Source organism: Tsukamurella asaccharolytica (assembly GCF_007858435.1).
In the GTDB taxonomy this organism is placed as follows: domain Bacteria; phylum Actinomycetota; class Actinomycetes; order Mycobacteriales; family Mycobacteriaceae; genus Tsukamurella; species Tsukamurella asaccharolytica.
The window spans coordinates 192,812-212,168 of sequence record NZ_VIGW01000002.1 but is presented as its reverse complement, the minus strand read 5'-3'; the positions used below and the strand labels follow the sequence as shown (position 1 = coordinate 212,168).

Here is a 19,357-nt window from a genome sequence, read left to right as displayed (position 1 = left end):
GCCGCCGCGGCAGCGGTGGCGGGCACAGCAGCGACGGAGGAGACCGTGACCGAACCGCCGACCGGCCCCGTCCCCCTGTCGTCCACCCCCGCGCAGCCCCCGGCCCCGCGCTCGGAGATCGACGAGCTCCGCGCACAGAACGCCTCGCTCGCCGCCGAACTCGCGGAACTGAGAACCGGCTACCGGGCGATCGCCGGCAACACCCGGCTGCGCGCCTCCGGCACCACCGACCCCGTGCGGTTCACGGTCGAGGCCGGCGGCCCCGGCGGCGCGCGGGCCGGCGGCCTGGTGCTCCCGCGCGGGGAGATCGCCACGCCCGCCTTCGTCCCGGTGGCGAGCCGCGGCGCGATCGCCGGCCTCACCCCGCGCGAGCTGACGGGCCTCGGTGCCGCGGCGCTGACCGTCGACCTGCACGAGCTGTACCTGCAGCCCGGCGTCGACGTCATCGAGGGCGCCGGCGGCATCGGCGCCGCGATGGCCTGGGGCGGGCCCACGATCGCCGACACCGGTGCCGCCGCCGTGGCAGAGCAGCGCACGACGCGGATCACCGACGAGGGCATCGCCTTCCGAGGCCGACTCGACGGCTCGCCGCACCGGTGGGGCCCGGAGGATGCGGTGCGCCTCGCCCACCGCATGGGCTTCGACGTCGGCTTCGCGCTCGCCGACGCGGACGATGCCGCACGGACGGAGCGGTGGGCGCGCCGGGCGCTCGCGGAGCACGCCTGGCAGACCGCCGACCGTCACGACGCCCTCTCCCTCTGGGCCGTCGTGACGGGAGGCGCCGATCCCGAGGGTCGACGGTCCGCAGCCCGCGCGCTGCGCAGGCTCGCCGACGAGGACCGCCGGTCCGGGGGGCTGGGCTTCGGCGGATACCGGATCGAGGGCATCGCCGCGCCCGCGCACGAACCGGCGCTGCTGCGTGCCGCCGTCGAGGAGCTCGAGACCGACCGCCCGCGCTACCTCGGCGGCATCGCCGGCCCGGCCGACCTGCTCGCCGCGATCGAGGCGGGCGTCGACCTGCTCGACGGCACCGAGCCCGCGCGGGCCGGCGCCGAGGGCCGTGTCTACACGTCGACGGGCGTCCTGGACATCACGGCCCCGTCGCTGCGCGCCGACTTCCGGCCGCTCGACCCCGCCGAGGAGCGGCCGGGTGGGACCAACCGGACCGACGCCTTCACCCGGGCCTACGTGCACCACCTCTTCGCCGCGAACGAGGGCCTCGCCGTGACTCTGTGCACCCTGCACAACGAGCACTTCTTCGTGTCCCTCGCCGCCGCCGCGCGCCGCGCGATCCGCGACGGCGGATACCCGGCCTTCGCCGCGTCGTTCCTGAGGCGGTTCGGTAAGGTCTAGCGCGTTCCGGTACCCCGATCGGCAGGAGAAAGCCGTTGCGCCGCAATGACCCGACCCGTTCCCTCGGCATCCTCGCGGCGCTCGCCGCGTCGGGCCTCGTGCTCGCCGCGTGCGGCGGCGGGGCGATTCCACAACCTCCTCGTCGTCGCCGGAAGCCCCACGGGACGCCCCGCCGGTCGACGGGGCGAAGGCACTCGCCCAGGCCGAGGTGCCGGCCGGCCTGACCGTGGCGACGGTGCCCGCCGACACGGCGTTCCAGTCGGCGATGCAGTCCGTCGGTCAGGTGCAGGCCGCCGCGATCACGCCGGCCGCGTGCAAGGACAAGAACGTCGCCGCGCAGCAGGAGCTGCTCGACACCGTCAAGTTCGGGGTCCAGCAGAGCCTGTCCGCCGACAACGTGGTCAAGTTCGGCGTGACACTGCTCCCCAGCTCGGCGCGGCTGTCCGCATTCGAAGCGGCCGGCACCGGCGAATGCGCCTCGATCTCGTTCGGCGAGGCGCTCACGCAGACGACGGTCCGCAAGGATCTCCCCGCGGGGATCTCGGGGGCCCAGGGCTTCGTGTTCGAGATCGCCCGGACCACCAACGGGCAGACCGCGCGTTCGGCGTCGGCGTACTTCACCAAGAACGGCGTGCTGGCGATGGTGAACGCCAACCCGGGCGCCGACGGCGCCGTCGACACCGCCACGTTCGACGAGGTCGTCAAGCGGGTGGCGGCCAAGCTCTGACGACTCGGCCCGGGTCGGAAACCCCGACCCGGGCCGGAAAGAGACGAGAAAGCGGCGGCGAGGAGACCTCGCCGCCGCTCTCTCGTACGTGGAGAAGCCTGCGTCAGTGCGCGTCGGACCCGGCGGTCTCGGCGCGGGCGACCGACCGGGCGATCTCCTCCTCGGCCTCCTTCTTGCCCACCCACGACGAGCCCTTGACGAACTTGCCGGGCTCGAGGTCCTTGTAGTGCACGAAGAAGTGCTCGATCGCGTCCAACTCGAACTTGTCGATGTCGCCGATGTCCTGGATCGAGTCCCAGCGGGGATCGCCGGCGGGCACGACGAGCACCTTGTCGTCGCCGCCCTTCTCGTCCTCCATCTTGAACATGCCGATGGCGCGGCAGTCGACCAGCGATCCGGGGATCACCGACTCCTGCAGCAGCACCAGAGCGTCGAGCGGATCGCCGTCCTCGCCCAGGGTGTCCTCGATGTACCCGTAATCGGTGGGGTAGCCGAACGACGTGTACAGGTAGCGGTCCAGCTTGAGGCGGCCGGTCTTGTGGTCCACCTCGTACTTGTTCCGCGAGCCCTTGGCGATCTCGACGGTGACCTCGAATTCGACGCTCATTGTTTCCCTTCGCTCACGTCAACCATGCACGCCGAGGATACCCTTTGCCATCACCGTCCGACCGCTCACTCCGCTCCCGCTTTCGGGCTGCCGTTAGGCTGGTGCGGTGCGACGCTCCCGGATTCGACGGACCCTCGTGCGCCTCACGATCACCGTGGTCGTGCTGGCGCTGGTCGTCGTCGGTGCCGTCGCGGCCACCCTGGGCTACGGCGCCTACCGGGACCGGCAGGCCGTTGCCGACTCCGTGCCGCCGCGCCCGGCCGAGGTCGGGTACCGCCCGGCGATGACGCAGGTCGCGGGCACCGTCGCCCCGAGTGCGGCCGGGATCACGAGCCAGATCGACGGCGCGCTGCGCAATCCCGACCTGGGCGACCTCACCGGCGTCATCGCCGACGCCGGCACCGGGAAGGTGCTCTGGCAGCGCGACGAGGCCCGCCCGCGCACCCCGGCGTCGACGACCAAGGTGCTCACCGCAGCCGCCGCGCTGCTCACGCTTCCCGCCGACAAGCGGATCACCACGACCGTGGTCGCGGGCGTCGTCCCCGGCGAGGTGGTCCTCGTCGGCGCCGGCGATCCCACGCTCCGCGCGGGCGGCCCGTCGCTGTTCACGGACGCCCCGAAGATCGCCGACCTCGCCGCGCAACTGCGCCGCGCCGGGACGCCGGTCACGCGGATCGCGGTCGACACCTCGCTGTTCACCGGCACCGACTTCGCCCGCGGGTGGGAGCGCGCCGACATCGCCGGCGGCGACATCACCCCGGTGCAGTCGCTCATCGCCGACTCCGGCCGTGTCCGGCCGGCCGACGAGTACTCGCCCCGCGTCACCGACCCCGCGCTGACCGCCGGGCGCGCGCTCGCCGCGGCGCTGGGCCTGCCCGCCTCCGCCGTCGATGAGGGCACCGCGCCCCAGGGCGCCGCGCAGCTCGCCGCCGTCAGCAGCGCCCCGCTCAGCACCCGCCTGCACGACGCCCTGGTGCACTCCGACAACGTGCTCGCCGAGACGATCGGCCGGGAGATCGCCCTCGCCACGAACCAGCCCGCCTCCTTCGACGGGGCCACCCGCGCCGTGATCGGCGCGCTGCGGGGCGCCGGCTTCGACCTGACCGGCGTCGAACTCTCGGACACCAGCGGACTGTCCACCGGCAATCGCATCCCCGCGGCGGTGCTCGACGGCATCGTCACCGCGGCCGCCGGCGCCGGCAAGCCGCAGCTGCGGCCGCTGCTGGACCTGCTGCCCGTCGCCGCCGCCACCGGCACGCTCGCGGACCGGTACGTCACCGTCAACCGCCCCGGCGCGGGCTACGTGCGCGCCAAGACGGGGAGCCTGTCGGGCGTCTCGACGCTCGCCGGGTACGTCGCAGGGCGCGACGGCGCCGTGCTCACCTTCACGCTGATGTCGTCCGGCACCCCGGTCGACGCGGCCCGGCCGGCGATGGACGCCGTGGCAGCGGCGCTCCGCGGCTGCGGGTGCCGCTGATCGCGATGGAGGAGGCGAAGCCGGCACGCGCGCAAGTGGACTGGGCGCTGGCTGCTGCGTCCGGACGGCGCGTCGTCCGCGTCCTCGGCGACGGTCCCGCGACCACCTCCTACACCCGCGAGCGCGCCGCCGAGGAACTGCTCGCCGACGCGGTGGCGGCCGAGGAGCACGTCCTGCGCGTCACCGGGCTCGCGACCCCCGGGACGGCGCCGCCCGCCCGGACGGTGGATCGCCGCGAGTGGGTCTCCGCGGCGGCCCGGTCCATGGAGGCGCTGATCGAAGCCGAGGACGCGCGGCACCCCGGCCTCGGCGCCCGCCTCGCGGGCGTGCAGGCGGGCGCGATGCTCGGCATGGTTTCGGGATCCGTTCTCGGCCAGTACGACCCCTTCGGCGTCGCGGGCGGCGAGCTGCTGCTCGTCGTTCCCAACGTCCTCGCCGTCGAGCGGGGCCTACGGCTGCGGCCCGAGGACTTCCGCATGTGGGTGTGCCTGCACGAGGTGACCCACCGGGTGCAGTTCGCCGCCCACCCGTGGCTGCGGGACTACATGCGGGACAACGTCGCCGCGCTCGCCGGAACCGGCGGTGCGGGCTCCATCGGCGATCTCCTCGCCCGAATGCAGAAGGCCCTGTCCGGCGGCGCCCGGCACAGCGGCATCATCGGCGTGCTCCAGGTCGCGGCCCCGCCAGAGCAGTTCGCGGCGGTCGAGCGCCTGCTCATGCTCGGCACCCTGCTGGAGGGCCACGCCGACCACGTGATGGACGCCGCCGGACCCGCCGTGATCCCCACCGTCGAGTCGATCCGCGCCGCCTTCGACCGGCGGCGCGCGGCACCGTCGAACCCGTTCCAGCGGATCCTGCGCGCCCTGATGGGTATGGACGCGAAGATCGCGCAGTACGTGCGCGGCAAGAAGTTCGTCGATGCCGTGGTCGCCGAGGTGGGCATGGAGCGGTTCAACCGGGTGTGGACCGGGCCCGAGACGCTGCCGCTGCCCGATGAGCTCGACGAGCCGCAGCGATGGATCGCCCGGGTGCTGTGAACCGCCCCGGGCCGGCGGCGCTGCGCGTGCGGCACGCGGTCCGGGCCTGGCACGCTGCCCACGGAGCGGGCCCGACGGTGGCCGTGGCCCTCTCCGGCGGGGCCGACTCCCTCGCGCTGCTCACCGGCGCGCTCGCCGAGGATCTCGACGTGCTCGCCCTCGTCGTCGACCACGGCCTCCAGGACGGCTCGGCCGGCGTGGCCGCACGCGCCGCCGCGACGGCGCGTGCGCTCGGGGCGCGGCGGGCCGACGTCCTCACTGTCGTGGTCAACGGTGCCGGTGGGCCCGAGGCCGCCGCCCGCACCGCCCGGTACGCCGCCCTGGACGCGGCCCGCGCCGGGGCGCCGGTGCTGCTCGGCCACACGCTCGACGATCAGGCGGAGACGGTGCTGTTGGGACTCGGCCGGGGCAGCGGCGCGCGTTCCCTCGCCGGGATGACGCCCTGGGCCGCGCCCTACGGGCGGCCGCTGCTCGGAGTGCGCCGCGCCGATACCCGCGCCGCGTGCGCGGAGCTCGGACTACGCCCGTGGGAGGACCCCCACAACCTCGACCCGAGGTACACCCGCGTGCGGGTGCGCACCGAGGTGCTGCCGCTCCTCGAGGAGGTGCTCGGCGGGGGAGTGGCCGAGTCGCTCGCCCGCACGGCCGCCTCCCTACGCGCCGACAACGACGCGCTCGACGCGCTGGCGCCGGCCCCGTCGGGCCCCGAGCTGGAGGTGGACGCGATCGCGGGACTGCCCGCGGCCCTGCGCGTTCGCGCCCTGCGGACCTGGCTGGCCGGCCGCGGCGCGCGCGCGTTGACGGCGGCCCATCTGGCGGCCGTGGACGCCTTCGTCACCGACTGGCGCGGGCAGGGGCCGACGGCGATCCCGGGCGGAAGTGCGGGGCGACGGCTGCAGGTGCACCGGACAGGTGGCATCCTGAGGGCGTGGTGAACGGCACTGGTGAGTTGTACGCGGGAGACATCGCCTCGGTGGTCCTCTCCGAGGAGCAGATCAAGCAGCGGACCGCGGAACTCGCGGCACAGATCGCGCGGGACTACGGCGACCGGGAGACCGACCTCCTGCTGATCACCGTGCTCAAGGGTGCGGTCATGTTCGTCACCGACCTGGCCCGGGCCCTTCCCGTGCCCACCCAGCTCGAGTTCATGGCCGTCTCCAGCTACGGCTCCTCGACGTCGAGCTCCGGCGTGGTGCGCATCCTCAAGGACCTCGATCGCGACATCGCCGGTCGCGACGTGCTCATCGTCGAGGACATCATCGACTCCGGCCTCACGCTGAGCTGGCTGCTGCGCAACCTCGCGACGCGGCAGCCCAACTCGCTCGAGGTGGTCACGCTGCTGCGCAAGCCCGATGCGGTGCGCGTCGAGGTCGACGTGAAGTGGGTCGGCTTCGACATCCCCAACGAGTTCGTCGTGGGCTACGGCCTCGACTACGCCGAGCGCTACCGCGACCTGCCGTACATCGGCGTGCTGGAACCCAAGGTCTACAGCGAATGACCCCGCTCACCGCTGCGGCCACTGCGGAGCGGGTGCGATCGGGACGGCTCACCGCCGTCGACGCCACCCGGCAGGCGCTGGCCCGCATCGGTGACGATGCGGTGCACGGCTGGCGCGTGGTGCGCTCGGAACGGGCGCTCGACGAGGCCGCCGCGGTCGACGCGCGACCGGACCGCTACTCCCTGCCGATGGCGGGGGTGCCCATCGCGATCAAGGACAACGTCGCCGTCTCCGGTCACCGGATGCTCGACGGGGTCTCCGAGGCCTGCGGCGCGGGCCTGCCCGTCGAGCAGGCCGACCACCCCGTCGTGAAGCGGCTGCGCGCCGCCGGCGCCGTGGTCATCGGGCTGACCCGCGTCCCGGAGCTCTGCCTGTGGGCCATGACGGACGATGCCCGCGCCGTCGTGGGCAATCCGCACCGACCGGGGCGGACACCGGGCGGGAGCTCGGGCGGCAGCGCCGCGGTGGTGGCCGCGGGCCACGTCGCGCTCGCGCACGGCAACGACGGGCTCGGCTCGCTGCGCGGCCCCGCGGCGTGCACCGGGATCGTCGCGATCAAACCCGGCCGGGGCGTCGTGCCGGCGCAGCTCGGGTCCACGAACTGGTTCGGTATGTCCGAGAACGGTCCGCTCACGCGGACCGTCGAGGACGCCGCCCTTGGCCTGTCCGTCCTCGCCGGGCGGCCGGAGCTCGCCGTCGTCGGCGAGGGAGCGGGACTGCGTGTGGGGCTCGGCCTGAACCGCCCCTCGGCCGTGACGTTCCCCTCGCGCGCGATCACGCGGGCGGTGCGCGGCGCCGCCGACCGGCTCGCCGAGCGCGGGCACGCCGTGCGGAAGGTGAAGGTGCCGTACCCCGCCTCGCCGCTGCCGCTGCTCGCGCGCTGGGTCGCCGCCGCGGCGGCCGACGCCGACGACATCGTCGCGCGTGGGGCGAATCCCGCGCTCCTGCAGGCCCGCACGCGGCGACATGCGGCGATCGGCCGTTCCGTCGCACGGCGTGGCCTGGTCCGGCCCGCGGACGCCGCGCGGCTCGAGAGCGCGCTGGAGCGGTTCTTCGCCGACGTGGACGTCGACGTCCTCATCACGCCCGCGTTGGCCCGCCGACCCGCTCCGGCCCGGCGGTACGCCGAGCTGCCGTGGGCGGCCAGTGCGCTCCCGAGCCTCGCTTTCGCACCGTTCCCGCCGCTGTGGAACCTTGTCGGCTGGCCCGCGATGACGGTGCCCTTCCTCGGCGAGGGCGTGCAACTCGTCGCCCGGCCCGGGGGCGAGGCGGACCTCCTCGCGCTCGCGGCGAAGATCGAGGCCTGAGGCCCGCATCGCCGCGCACGTCACGCGAGGGCGAGGGCCTGGAGGAACTCGGCGATCGGACCGGTGGGTGGGTCGGCGTAGACCAGGTCGAGTCGGGAAGCCCGGATGATCCGCAGCGGCCGATGGCCGAGCCCGTCGGGGAACGGCGTTCCCGAATAGGGCGCGACCGCGAACTCGGCCTCACCGGCCTGCAGCTCGGCAACAGGGTCCGCGCATTCGATCAGCTTCGCGGGCAGCATCCTCTCTCGGTTCCAGTGCGCCATCGCGCTGTCGAGGATCGTGGGGAGCTCGCCCTCGCGGTACGCGAACCGCAGGACGGTGACGGGTGAATCGTCGAGGGAGGCGAGGCCGTCGTAGTTCTCGAGGATGGTTTCGATCCGCCGGAACGCCGCGGGGGCGTCGCCGGTGGGGACGGTTCCGTCCGGCGTGCGGTGGAACAGCGGGAATCCGACGAGCCGTTCCGTCGCCCTCACGGCGCGGGTGACGGTGGGCTGCGACAGCCCGGTCAGCTGCGCGACCTCGCTGATACTTCTCGTGCGGGCCACGGCCAGTACCAGCCGGAACTGGTCGATCTCAGACATGCGCGCGACTCTATGCTGGGCGGAAGGGTGGTGTGGAGCATTCGAGTGTCGCGACGCGGCGTCCATACAGAAAGTGAATAGCCGCTGGTGGAGTCGATCATCGCTGCCTGGAACTGCGAGTATTCCTTTTCTGTATGGACGAGCGCGACGAGTATCGAGCACCTGAGGGGTGTGCGGCGTCGTGCGCTGTCCGCGGAACGGGCGGTGTTCGCTCAGGGCGCACCCACGCGACCGGATCGGCACCGGCGCTGCACGGTAGCCTGGGAAGTCGACTCAGCGCGGCTCGCCGCGCGCCGGAAGAAGAAGGACTGACGAGCCGCGAGGCGAAGCCATATGAAACGGAAATCACTCATCCGCACGCTGGCGATCATCGCCGGATTCGTCCTGATCGTCTGGGCGTTCACCATGGTCGGCGGCGGCAACCGCGACTACAGGCCCACGTCCACGTCGCTGGTCGTGCAGCAGCTCGAGGCGAAGAACGTCACCGACGTCCAGATCGACGACCGCGAGCAGACGCTGCGTGTGACTCTCGCGAAGCCCGTCGAGGGCGAGAACGGCACCGACGGCTCGACGAAGGTCTTCGCGAAGTACCCCGCCGGCACCTCGCGCGACATCCTCGGCCTCGTCGAGGACGCGCAGAACCCCGACGGCAAGCCCATCACGTACACCACGAACGTGACGCAGGAATCGCCGTGGATCTCGATGCTGCTGTTCACGCTGCTCCCGATCCTGCTCCTGGTCGGCCTGTTCTTCTTCCTCATGAACCGCATGCAGGGCGGCGGCCGCGGCGGCGTCATGGGCTTCGGCAAGAGCAAGGCCAAGCAGCTCACCAAGGACATGCCCAAGACCACCTTCGCCGACGTCGCCGGCGCGGACGAGGCGGTCGAGGAGCTGTACGAGATCAAGGACTTCCTGCAGAACCCGGCCCGCTATCAGGCGCTGGGCGCGAAGATCCCCAAGGGCGTGCTGCTCTACGGCCCGCCCGGCACGGGTAAGACACTGCTCGCGCGCGCCGTCGCGGGCGAGGCCGGCGTGCCGTTCTTCACCATCTCCGGCTCCGACTTCGTCGAGATGTTCGTCGGCGTCGGCGCCTCGCGCGTGCGCGACCTGTTCGAGCAGGCCAAGGAGAACAGCCCCTGCATCATCTTCGTCGACGAGATCGACGCCGTCGGCCGCCAGCGCGGCGCCGGCCTGGGCGGCGGCCACGACGAGCGCGAGCAGACCCTCAACCAGCTGCTCGTCGAGATGGACGGCTTCGGCGACCGCCAGGGCATCATCCTGATCGCGGCCACCAACCGGCCCGACATCCTCGACCCCGCGCTGCTGCGCCCGGGCCGCTTCGACCGGCAGATCCCCGTCTCCAACCCGGACATGGCGGGCCGCAAGGCGATCCTCAACGTGCACGCGCAGGGCAAGCCGCTGGCGCCCGACGCCGACCTCGACGGCCTCGCCAAGCGGACCCCCGGCATGTCCGGCGCCGACCTCGCGAACGTCATCAACGAGGCCGCGCTGCTCACCGCCCGCGAGAACGGCACCGTCATCACGGCGCCCACCCTCGAGGAGGCGGTGGACCGCGTCGTCGGCGGCCCGCGCCGCAAGAACCGGATCATCTCCGAGCACGAGAAGAAGGTCACCGCGTACCACGAGGGCGGGCACACCCTGGCCGCGTGGGCCACGGAGGGCCTCGACCCCGTGTACAAGGTGACGGTGCTCGCCCGCGGCCGCACCGGCGGCCACGCGCTCGCCGTGCCCGAGAACGACAAGGGCATGTACACCCGCAACGAGATGATCGGCCGGCTGATCTTCGCGATGGGCGGCCGCGCCGCCGAGGAGCTGGTGTTCGCCTCGCCCACGACGGGCGCGTCGAGCGACATCGACCAGGCCACGAAGATCGCCCGCGCCATGGTCACCGAGTACGGCATGAGCGCGCGCCTCGGCGCGGTGAAGTACGGCCAGGACGAGGGTGACCCCTTCCTGGGCCGCGGCATGGGCGGGGGCGCGCAGTACTCCGACGCCGTGGCCGCGCAGATCGACGAGGAGGTGCGCACGCTCATCGAGGCCGCGCACACCGAGGCGTGGGCCATCCTCAACGAGTACCGCGACGTGCTCGACGTGCTGGCGGGCGAGCTGCTGGAGAAGGAGACGCTGGTCCGCAAGGACCTCGAGCGGATCTTCGAGTCGGTGGAGAAGCGCCCCCGGATCACGCAGTTCGACGACTTCGGCAGCCGCATCCCGTCGACCAAGCCGCCGATCAAGACTCCGAAGGAGATCGCGATCGAGAAGGGCGAGCCCTGGCCGCCCGTCGACGAGGAGGCCGAGCGCCGCAAGGCCGAGCAGGAGAAGGCCGCGGCCCTCGCCGCGGCCCAGCCCGCGCAGAACGGGTACGCCGGGCAGAACGGCCAGTGGGGCGTGCCCGCACCCGCCGGGCAGCCCTGGCCCGCGCCCGGCGCACCGTCGGGCTACGGCCAGCAGGGTCAGCCCGTGTACGGCCAGCAGGGCCAGCCCCGGTACGGCCAGCCCGGCTACCAGTGGGGCGGGCAGCAGACCTACCCCGGCCCGCAGTACCCGGCACCCGGCCCGTACGGCGGTCAGCCGCAGGGACAGTACGGGGAGCAGCAGCCGCAGGGCAGCCGCCCCGACTACGGCGCCCCCGCTGGCTGGTCGGCGCCCGGGTGGCCGCCGCAGGAACAGCCGCCGCAGGGACAGCCGCCGCAGGGACAGTCGCCCCAGGGGCGGCAGCCCGAGGGCGGCGCCCCGGGCGAGCACGGCCGGCAGGGCGGGGAGCAGTCCGGCTCGGACCGATCGAGCGAGAGCTGATGGGCGAGGACAACGGGGCCGCGGTGGCCCCGTTCGACCACGACCGCGCCGCCGCCGCGGTCCGTGAGCTGCTCATCGCGGTCGGGGAGGACCCGGACCGCGAGGGCCTGCAGCAGACCCCCGACCGCGTCGCGCGTGCCTTCCGGGAGGTCTTCGGTGGGCTGCACACCGACCCGGACGCGGTGCTGGACACCACCTTCGGCGAGGATCACGACGAGCTGGTGCTGGTCAAGGACATCCCCATGTACTCGACGTGCGAGCACCACCTGGTCTCCTTCCACGGCGTCGCCCACGTGGGCTACCTGCCCGGCGCCAGCGGCCGGGTCACGGGCCTGAGCAAGCTGGCCCGCGTCGTGGACCTCTACGCCAAGCGGCCGCAGGTGCAGGAGCGGCTCACCGCGCAGGTCGCCGACGCGCTGGTCCGCAAACTGGATCCCCGCGGCGTGATCGTGGTGATCGAGGCCGAGCACCTGTGCATGGCGATGCGCGGCATCCGCAAGCCCGGCGCGAGCACCACGACATCGGCGGTGCGCGGCGCCTTCAAGGACAGTGCGACCTCGCGCGCCGAGGCGCTCGAGCTGATCCTGCGCCGGTGACGGGGGAGCCGGGCCGCACGCTCATCATGGGCGTCGTGAACGTGACCGCCGACTCCTTCTCGGACGGCGGCCGTTACCTCGACCCCGGCGCCGCCGTCGTGCGGGCGCGCGAGCTCGTGGCGGACGGTGCCGCGATCGTGGACGTGGGCGGAGAGTCGACCCGGCCCGGCGCGCACCGCGTGCCCGCCGAGCTGGAACGCGACCGCGTCGTGCCCGTGATCTCCGCGCTCGCCGCCGAGGGCGTCGTCGTCTCGGTGGACACCATGCGTGCCTCCGTGGCCGCCGCCGCGCTCGAGGCGGGAGCCGCGATCGTCAACGACGTCTCGGGCGGCCGCGCCGACCCGGACATGACCCGCGTGGTCGCCGACTCGGACGTACCCTGGATCCTCATGCACTGGCGGCCCTCGCCCGGCGCGCCGGGACCGGTGTGGGCCGGCATCCACCACGAGATCACCGAGTACGACGACGTCGTCGCCGAGGTGCGCGACGAGCTGCTGCACCAGGCCGACGCCGCGATCGCGGCGGGTATCGCCCCCGAGCGGATCGTGCTGGACCCGGGCCTCGGCTTCGCGAAGAACGCGGCCCACAACTGGGAGCTGCTGCGGGGTCTCCCGGCCCTGCAGGCGACGGGCTTCCGGATCCTCGTGGGCGCCTCCCGCAAACGCTTCCTCGGCGAGCTGCTCGGCGGCCGCGAACCCGCGGGCCGCGAGGTGGCGACCGCCGCGGTCTCCGCGCTCGCCGCTCGGGCCGGCGTGTGGGGCGTGCGCGTGCACGACGTGCGGTCGACGGCGGACGCCGTCGCCGTGGCCGAGGCCTGGATGAAGGGCGGTGCCTGATGGCGGACCGGATCGAACTCACGGGCCTGCGCGTGCGGGGCAATCACGGCGTCTTCGAGCACGAGCGCCGCGACGGCCAGGAGTTCGTCGTCGACCTGGTGCTCTGGGTGGACTCGCGGCCCGCTGCGGCCTCCGACGATCTGGCCGACACCCTCGACTACGGGGCACTCGCGCAGCGCGCCCACGAGATCGTCGCGGGGGAGCCGCGCAACCTCATCGAGACCGTGGCCGCGGAGATCGCCGACGACATCGCCGCCGATGAGAAGGTGTACGCCGTCGAGGTCACGGTGCACAAACCGTCCGCGCCGATCCCGTTGGCCTTCGCCGACGTCGCGGTGACGGCCCGCCGGTCCCGGGCCGCGGAAAGGCGCGGGCAGTGAGCCGCGCCGTCCTCTCGCTCGGCGCCAATCTCGGCGCCGCGGACGCCGCCGTCCGCGCCGCGATCGACGCCCTCGGCCCGGCGTTGGTGCGCGCCTCGGCGCTGTACCGCACGCCGCCGTGGGGCGGCGTCGAGCAGGACGATTTCGTCAACGCGACCGTGCTCGTCGACGATCCGGCGCGCGACGCCGCCGGCTGGCTCGCCTTCGCGCGTGACCAGGAGGCCGCGGCGCAGCGGGTTCGCGAGGTCCGGTGGGGCCCGCGCACCCTGGACGTCGACGTCATCGCGGTGTGGGAGGGCGACGAGCCCGTGGTCTCCGACGACCCGGAGCTGACCCTGCCGCACCCCCGCGCGCACGAGCGCGCCTTCGTGCTCGTGCCCTGGCGGGACGCCGATCCGGACGCGCGGCTGCCCGGACGAGGCACCGTCGACAGCCTGCTGCGGGCCCTGCCCGCCGACGAGATCGCGGAGGTGACGCGCCTGTGACCGGAGCGCCGAAGGGCACGGAGAAGAAGCCCGAGGATCCGGGCGGACCGACGGTGCGCGCGACCGGCTGGATCGAGCTGCTGGTGATCGTGCTGGGCGTGGGTTTCGGCTCGTACCTGCTGGTGCGCAACGTGGTGCCGGTGGTGCCCGTGTGGGCCGGGGCGTTGCTCTACGGCGTCGCCGCCGCCGACCTCTACATCGCGCAGCTCGTGCGCTCGCGCCTGGCGCGCGGCCAGGTCGGCTGGGGTCCCGGGCGGATCCATCCCATCGCCGTCGCGCGGGCCGTCGCCCTCGCTAAGGCATCGGCCTACCTCGGCGCCGTGGCCCTGGGCTTCTTCGGCGGCATGCTCGCCTTCCTCCTCACTGAGGGCGCGAGCCTGTCCGCAACGCATGCCGACCGTCCGGGGGCGTGGATCGGCGCCGCGGGCGCGGCGCTACTCCTGGCCGCGGCGTTGTGGCTGGAGCGTTGCTGTCGCACACCCGACGATCCCGACGATCAGCCCGCCGACACATCGCCAGCCTGAGGAATCCGACCTCAGGTAAAAGGTAAGGTCGCGGACATGACGCAACCACCGATCCCGAGTTCACGAAAGCGTGTCCCGCGCCGTTCCTCGGGAGCGGGGCAGTGGATGCTCGGCGTGGTGATCCTGCTCGCCGTCGTGGGCACCGGGATGTGGGTGTTCTCGGAGGACCGCCGCTGGGGCCTGGTCTCGCTGATCCTGCTGGTGTGGGGCCTGGTGATCGCGGCCTTCCTCATCGCGCGCTACTCACGCGACCTGCGCGCCGCCGAGTCGAAGGAGAGCGGCCTCAAGACCGTCTACGGGCTGCAGCTGGAACGGGAGATCAGCGCGCGCCGCGAGTACGAACTGCAGATCGAGCGCGATATCCGCGCCGAGCTGAAGAACGAGTCGAACGAGGAACTCACCGCCCTCAAGGCCGAGGTCCTCGCGCTGCGCGCGAACCTCGAGGAACTCCTGGGCCGAGACCTCGGCCCGTCGTACACCGAGCTGTACGCCGCCGCGGAGCAGCGGGCGCTGGCCGCCCAGCGTGCCAAGTCGGTCTTCGAGGACGACGACCGGTTCCGGGCGCAGCAGGACTTCGCCGGCGTGCCCGAGCCCGCCACGGCGGACGTCGACGACTACTACGGCGCGGCGTCCGTCGCGGCGGAACCCATCGACGAGGCGACGGTGACCGACGTCCCGGCGGCGCCCGTCCCGGGCACCTCGGGGCCGACGGGGCCGTCCGGACCTCCGCGCACCGCGGCCGCAGACCGTCCACAGGAGGATTCGCCGACCACCGTCTTCCACGTCGTCACCGACGAGCCGGCTACGGCGCCCTCGGCGTCCACGACCTCCGCGGATGCGCAGCCGCCCGTCGACGTGGAGCACGTCGACCACGTCCCCGGCGGCGACGAGCCCTTCGTGCCGCTCGCCCCGCAGTCCGGTTACCGGTCGCCGCTGCCGCCCCGTCCGTACACGCCGGGCGCCACGTCGACCCCGTCGTCGACGCCCCCGTACTCTCCGTTCCAGTCCGCTCCGCCGGAGGCCCCGCAGTTCCCGGGCGCACAGTTCCCGGGGCATGGCCCGTCGGCGACGGGGCCGCAGCCGCAGGACCGCCCGTGGGCGCAGGAGCAGGAGCCCACTTCGCCGCAGCAGGCGCCCGAGGACCGCGACGACCGCGAGGAGGAGCAGGCCGAGACCGGTCACGCCGGCCAGCACAGCTCCGGCAACACCGTCGCCGACCTGATCGCGCGCATGAACGCCGACACCGAGCGCTCCAGCGGCGGACGCCGCCGCAAGCCGGAGTGATGATCTAGCTCACACGCCGTTGCTCGGGCCACCTGCACGGGCATAGCCTTTCGGTGACCGTCTGGTACCCGCGGCGCGGGACTGGAACGACCCCTTGGAGGCGTACGCCCATGCCCGAGTTCTCGGACTCGCCTGACGCTGTGCATCAGCTGGCGGGCATCCCCAATCCCCCCACCCCCGCGAGACTGTCCGTGGGCGTGATCTCCGCCGGCCGCGTCGGCACCGCCCTCGGCGCCGCGCTCGAACGTGCGGGCCACGTCGTCACCGCGGCGTCCGCGCCGTCGAAGCACTCCCGCGAGCGCGCCGCCCGGCGCCTCCCCGAGGCCCGCGTCGACACCCCCGCGGTCATCGCCGAGAAGGCCGAGCTCCTGATCCTTGCCGTACCGGACACCGAGCTCTCCGCCCTCGTCGACGAGCTCGCCGACCGGGTCAACCCGTCGGCGATCGTCCTGCACACCTCGGGCGCGCTCGGCGTGGGCGTGCTCGCGCCCCTCGCCCGCCTCGGCTGCACGACCGTCGCCTTCCACCCCGCGATGACCTTCGTCGACGATCCCGACGACACCGTCCGTCTCGCCGACTGCTGCGTCGGCGTCACCGCCGCCGACGAGATCGGCCACGCGGTCGGCCAGGCGCTCGCGCTGGAGATCGGCGCCGAACCCGTGCGCGTGCCGGAGGGGGCGCGGCCGCTGTACCACGCGGCGCTCGCGCACGGCGCCAACCACCTGGTCGCCCTGGTCGACGACGCCCTGCTCGCGCTGCGCGCCGCCCTGGCCGGCGGGGCGGGCCTGGACGATCCCGAATTCCTGGCCGGCGGCTCCATCGACGCGCTGGCCGAGCGGGTGCTCGCGCCGCTGGCCCGCGCCGCGCTCGAGAACGCACTCTCCCGCGGTCCGTCCGCCCTCACCGGGCCGGCCGCCCGCGGCGACGCCGCGGCCGTGACCCGGCACCTCGCCGCGATCGACACCGTCGACCCGGCCATCGCCGACGCCTACCGCGCCCAGTCCCGGCGCGCGGCGGCCCAATCCGGGACCTCAGCCACGATCGATCCCGCCCTCGAGAAGGAAAACCGATGAGCGCACCCACCCGTCCGTACACCCCCGGCCAGCTGACGGTGCACCACGACCCGGCGCAGCTGACCAAGGTCACCACCGCGCTGAAGTCCACCGGCCGGCAGATCGCCTTCGTGCCCACCATGGGCGCGCTGCACGCCGGGCACTTGGAGCTGGTCCACGCCGCCAGGCTGAACGGCGCGGTCGTCGTGGTCTCGATTTTCGTCAATCCGCTGCAGTTCGGCGCGAACGAGGACCTGGACGCCTATCCGCGGACCCTCGACGCGGACGTGGAGAAGCTGCGCGCGGCCGGCGTCGAGCTGGTCTTCGCGCCGTCGGCCGCCGACATGTATCCGAACGGCCCGCGCACCACGATCCAGCCCGGCCCCGCCGGCCTCGGACTCGAGGCCGACAGTCGGCCGACCCACTTCGCGGGCATGCTGACCGTGGTGAACAAGCTGCTCAACATCGTGCGGCCGCACGCCGCCTACTTCGGTGAGAAGGACTACCAGCAGCTGGTGCTGGTGCGGCAGATGGTCACGGACCTGAACATGGACGTCAGGATCGTCGGCGTCCCGACGGTCCGCGAGGCCGACGGCCTGGCGTTGAGTTCGCGCAACGTCTACCTCTCCGATGACGAGCGCGAGGCCGCGACTGCCCTGTCGGCGGCGCTGCTCGCCGGCGCCTACGCCGCGCAGGGCGGCGAGCCCGCCATCCTCGCCGCGGCGAACGAGGTCCTCGCCTCGCGCCCCGGCATCGAGGTGCAGTACCTGGAGCTGCGGGCCCCCGACCTGGGTCCCGCGCCGGAGAAGGGCGACGGCCGCCTGCTGGTGGCCGCCAAACTCGGGACGACCCGGCTGCTCGACAACGTGGGCATCGCCATCGGCACCGGGTTCCTGGAGGAGTCGGATGCGGAGCGAGCGGCCCTCGTCGATGAAGTGGAGGCCCAGTGATGTTGCGCACCATGATGACCAGCAAGATCCACCGCGCCACCGTGACCGAGGCGAACTTGCACTACGTCGGGTCGGTCACCGTCGACGCCGACCTGCTGGACGCTGCGAACCTCCTCGAGGGCGAGCAGGTGGCCATCGTCGACGTGACCAACGGCGCACGGCTCGAGACCTACACCATCGCCGGCGAGCGAGGGAGTGGCGTGATCGGGATCAACGGCGCCGCAGCGCATCTCGTGAATCCAGGCGATATCGTCATCCTCATCGCCTACGGCCAGCTGAACGAGGAGGAGCTGCGCACCTACGCGCCCAGCGTCGTCTTCGTCGACGCCGACAACAGGCCGGTCGAGCTCACCGCCGACCCGGCGCACGTGCCCGACGGTTTCGGCCTGGCGACGGGGCGCGTCTAGTGCTGCTGGCCATCGACGCCGGCAACACCGCGGTCACCGTCGGGCTCTTCGCGTCCGCCGACGGCGAGGACCTGGTGGGCAGCTGGCGGCTGCGCAGCGACCCGCGGATGACCTCGGACGAGCTGGCACTCATCCTCAACGGCGTGCTCACGGGCGCGGGCGTCGACCCCGCGGCGGTCACCGGCGTCAGCGTGCTCTCGACGGTGCCCGAGCTGCTGCGCTCGCTGCGGGCGGTGATGCCCCGCTACTACGCGGCGGCCGAGCACGTGATCCTCGAGCCGGGCGTGAAGACGGGGGTGCCGCTGCTCGTGGACAACCCGCGCGAGGTGGGCACCGATCGCGTCGCCAACGCCGCCGGTGCCTTCGAGCTGATCGGCCGACACGCCGGCGCTCCCTGCATCGTCGTCGATTTCGGCACGTCGACGCGCGTGGACGTGGTCAGCGCGAAGGGGGAGTTCCTCGGCGGCGCGATCGCGGCGGGCGTGGGGAGTGCCCTGGACGCGCTCGCCGAGCGCACCGTCGCGCTGCGCCGGGTCGAGCTCGCTGCGCCGCGGTCGGTGGTCGGGAAGAACACCGTCGAGGCGCTGCAGTCGGGCATCATCTACGGCTTCGCCGGCATGGTGGACGCGCTCGTCGGCCGGGCGCTCGATGTGGTGCCCGGCGCCCGGGTGGTCGCGACGGGTGGCTTCGACGAGGGCATCGCGCCCGAGTGCTCGACCGTGACGGACCACCGCGCCGACCTGACCCTGCAGGGGCTGCGCGCGGTCTACCTGCGCGAACGCGCCAACCGGGCGCAGCGGGACAGGCGCGCGCGGGATTCGCGGCACTGATGATTGCAATCCTTGCCGGTGCCGGCGCCGGGGTGCTACGTTCCCTGTCATGAGCCAGGTGCGCAGCTGCATGGAGTGTTGTCGGGTCCGTTAGGTACCCGACCCCCTTCCGCTGCCCGGGCGCGCTCTCCGCGCGCTCCGCCTCCCTCCTGGAGACCTCCGATGAACCCCGTGCACTTCACGCCGGCCGCAGGCCAGATCGTCGTCGACGTCCGCGATCAGTCCGAACGCAACCGCGACGGCATCCTCCCCGGTGCCATCGCCCTCGACGCGGCCGCCGTCGCCGCGCGGCTCGTTCCCGGCCTTCCCACCAGCCTCGCCGCCGCAGGCCCCGACGCCCACTGGCTGCTGGTCAGCGGTAACGGCGCCACCGCCGCCGCGATCGCCACCCGCCTCCGGGACCGGGGCGTCCAGGCCTCGTCGGTCGACGGTGGCTACCGGGCCCTGGCCCTGGGCATCGCGCGCGGCGGGGGCCCCGCCGGCACCTCCGCGGAGTACGAGCGGGCGCTGGCCCAGTTCGCCGCCCACGAGGCCTGAGACCGACGCCGCCCGGGTGCTGCGCCGCCGATGATCGTGGGCGGCGTGGTCCCGGTGCGCATCACGAATCCG

General features: G+C 73.4%; 21 protein-coding genes. 19 read left to right on the top strand and 2 right to left on the bottom strand.

Annotated elements, in window-relative coordinates; translation table 11 throughout:
- Positions 1-15: 15 nt before the first annotated feature.
- A complete protein-coding gene (locus FK529_RS20480; RefSeq protein ID WP_231702947.1) occupies positions 16-1,353 on the top strand; it encodes a tRNA-ribosyltransferase family protein in 1,338 nt (445 codons plus the stop codon).
- A 109-nt stretch (positions 1,354-1,462) separates the two neighbouring features.
- The gene (locus FK529_RS04240) at positions 1,463-2,080 is read left to right on the top strand and encodes a hypothetical protein (protein ID WP_146559781.1); all 618 of its coding nucleotides are present in this window, start codon (positions 1,463-1,465) and stop codon (positions 2,078-2,080) included.
- Positions 2,081-2,183: 103 nt separating this feature from the next.
- Here FK529_RS04240 and FK529_RS04235 read toward each other — a convergent pair whose 3' ends face one another.
- Positions 2,184-2,687, bottom strand: coding sequence for an inorganic diphosphatase (locus FK529_RS04235; protein ID WP_146559780.1), 504 nt, complete (start codon positions 2,685-2,687; stop codon positions 2,184-2,186).
- Positions 2,688-2,793: 106 nt separating this feature from the next.
- Here FK529_RS04235 and dacB point away from each other — a divergent pair, with 106 nt between their 5' ends.
- The 5 genes from dacB to FK529_RS04210 are packed head-to-tail and all read left to right on the top strand — an operon-like array spanning position 2,794 to position 8,006.
- Complete coding sequence (gene dacB / locus FK529_RS04230) at positions 2,794-4,164, top strand: D-alanyl-D-alanine carboxypeptidase/D-alanyl-D-alanine endopeptidase (protein ID WP_146559779.1); 1,371 nt, start codon at positions 2,794-2,796, stop codon at positions 4,162-4,164.
- Positions 4,155-5,201 (top strand): zinc-dependent metalloprotease, encoded by a 1,047-nt coding sequence (locus FK529_RS04225; RefSeq protein WP_231702914.1) that lies wholly within the window; start codon positions 4,155-4,157, stop codon positions 5,199-5,201. The genes dacB and FK529_RS04225 overlap by 10 nt, the downstream gene beginning before the upstream one ends.
- Positions 5,180-6,136 (top strand): tRNA lysidine(34) synthetase TilS, encoded by a 957-nt coding sequence (gene tilS / locus FK529_RS04220; protein WP_193559660.1) that lies wholly within the window; start codon positions 5,180-5,182, stop codon positions 6,134-6,136. Before FK529_RS04225 ends, tilS begins: the two co-directional genes overlap by 22 nt.
- A complete protein-coding gene (gene hpt / locus FK529_RS04215; RefSeq protein ID WP_438947174.1) occupies positions 6,133-6,699 on the top strand; it encodes a hypoxanthine phosphoribosyltransferase in 567 nt (188 codons plus the stop codon). Before tilS ends, hpt begins: the two co-directional genes overlap by 4 nt.
- Positions 6,696-8,006: an amidase gene (locus FK529_RS04210; protein WP_146559777.1), complete on the top strand. Its 1,311-nt coding sequence runs from the start codon at positions 6,696-6,698 to the stop codon at positions 8,004-8,006. Before hpt ends, FK529_RS04210 begins: the two co-directional genes overlap by 4 nt.
- A 20-nt stretch (positions 8,007-8,026) precedes the next feature.
- Here the strand turns inward: FK529_RS04210 and FK529_RS04205 are convergent, their stop codons facing one another.
- Entirely contained in the window at positions 8,027-8,587 is a 561-nt protein-coding gene (locus FK529_RS04205) for a LysR family transcriptional regulator (RefSeq protein ID WP_158635044.1), read from the bottom strand.
- A 333-nt stretch (positions 8,588-8,920) separates the two neighbouring features.
- Here FK529_RS04205 and ftsH point away from each other — a divergent pair, with 333 nt between their 5' ends.
- From ftsH to FK529_RS04145, 12 genes are all read left to right on the top strand, one after another.
- Complete coding sequence (gene ftsH / locus FK529_RS04200) at positions 8,921-11,404, top strand: ATP-dependent zinc metalloprotease FtsH (protein ID WP_146559775.1); 2,484 nt, start codon at positions 8,921-8,923, stop codon at positions 11,402-11,404.
- Complete coding sequence (gene folE, locus FK529_RS04195) at positions 11,404-12,000, top strand: GTP cyclohydrolase I FolE (protein WP_146559774.1); 597 nt, start codon at positions 11,404-11,406, stop codon at positions 11,998-12,000. Before ftsH ends, folE begins: the two co-directional genes overlap by 1 nt.
- Positions 12,001-12,026: 26 nt before the next feature.
- Positions 12,027-12,836 carry a dihydropteroate synthase gene (gene folP, locus FK529_RS04190; RefSeq protein ID WP_146560137.1) on the top strand — a complete coding sequence of 270 codons (810 nt, stop codon included), beginning with the start codon at positions 12,027-12,029 and terminating at the stop codon, positions 12,834-12,836.
- Positions 12,836-13,216, top strand: a complete 381-nt coding sequence (gene folB, locus FK529_RS04185; protein ID WP_146559773.1) for a dihydroneopterin aldolase — start codon at positions 12,836-12,838, stop codon at positions 13,214-13,216. The genes folP and folB overlap by 1 nt, the downstream gene beginning before the upstream one ends.
- On the top strand, positions 13,213-13,701 hold the full coding sequence (gene folK, locus FK529_RS04180) for a 2-amino-4-hydroxy-6-hydroxymethyldihydropteridine diphosphokinase (protein WP_146559772.1): 489 nt from the start codon (positions 13,213-13,215) through the stop codon (positions 13,699-13,701). The genes folB and folK overlap by 4 nt, the downstream gene beginning before the upstream one ends.
- Positions 13,698-14,225 (top strand): DUF3180 domain-containing protein, encoded by a 528-nt coding sequence (locus FK529_RS04175; protein ID WP_146559771.1) that lies wholly within the window; start codon positions 13,698-13,700, stop codon positions 14,223-14,225. The genes folK and FK529_RS04175 overlap by 4 nt, the downstream gene beginning before the upstream one ends.
- 36 nt (positions 14,226-14,261) lie before the next feature.
- Complete coding sequence (locus FK529_RS04170) at positions 14,262-15,509, top strand: DUF6779 domain-containing protein (RefSeq protein ID WP_146559770.1); 1,248 nt, start codon at positions 14,262-14,264, stop codon at positions 15,507-15,509.
- Positions 15,510-15,619: 110 nt separating this feature from the next.
- Entirely contained in the window at positions 15,620-16,582 is a 963-nt protein-coding gene (locus FK529_RS04165) for a Rossmann-like and DUF2520 domain-containing protein (protein ID WP_146559769.1), read from the top strand.
- Complete coding sequence (panC, locus tag FK529_RS04160; protein WP_146559768.1) at positions 16,579-17,511, top strand: pantoate--beta-alanine ligase; 933 nt, start codon at positions 16,579-16,581, stop codon at positions 17,509-17,511. The genes FK529_RS04165 and panC overlap by 4 nt, the downstream gene beginning before the upstream one ends.
- On the top strand, positions 17,511-17,918 hold the full coding sequence (panD, locus tag FK529_RS04155) for an aspartate 1-decarboxylase (protein WP_146559767.1): 408 nt from the start codon (positions 17,511-17,513) through the stop codon (positions 17,916-17,918). Before panC ends, panD begins: the two co-directional genes overlap by 1 nt.
- Complete coding sequence (locus FK529_RS04150; RefSeq protein ID WP_146559766.1) at positions 17,918-18,748, top strand: type III pantothenate kinase; 831 nt, start codon at positions 17,918-17,920, stop codon at positions 18,746-18,748. Before panD ends, FK529_RS04150 begins: the two co-directional genes overlap by 1 nt.
- Positions 18,749-18,910: 162 nt before the next feature.
- Complete coding sequence (locus FK529_RS04145; protein ID WP_146559765.1) at positions 18,911-19,285, top strand: rhodanese-like domain-containing protein; 375 nt, start codon at positions 18,911-18,913, stop codon at positions 19,283-19,285.
- Positions 19,286-19,357: the final 72 nt, after the last annotated feature.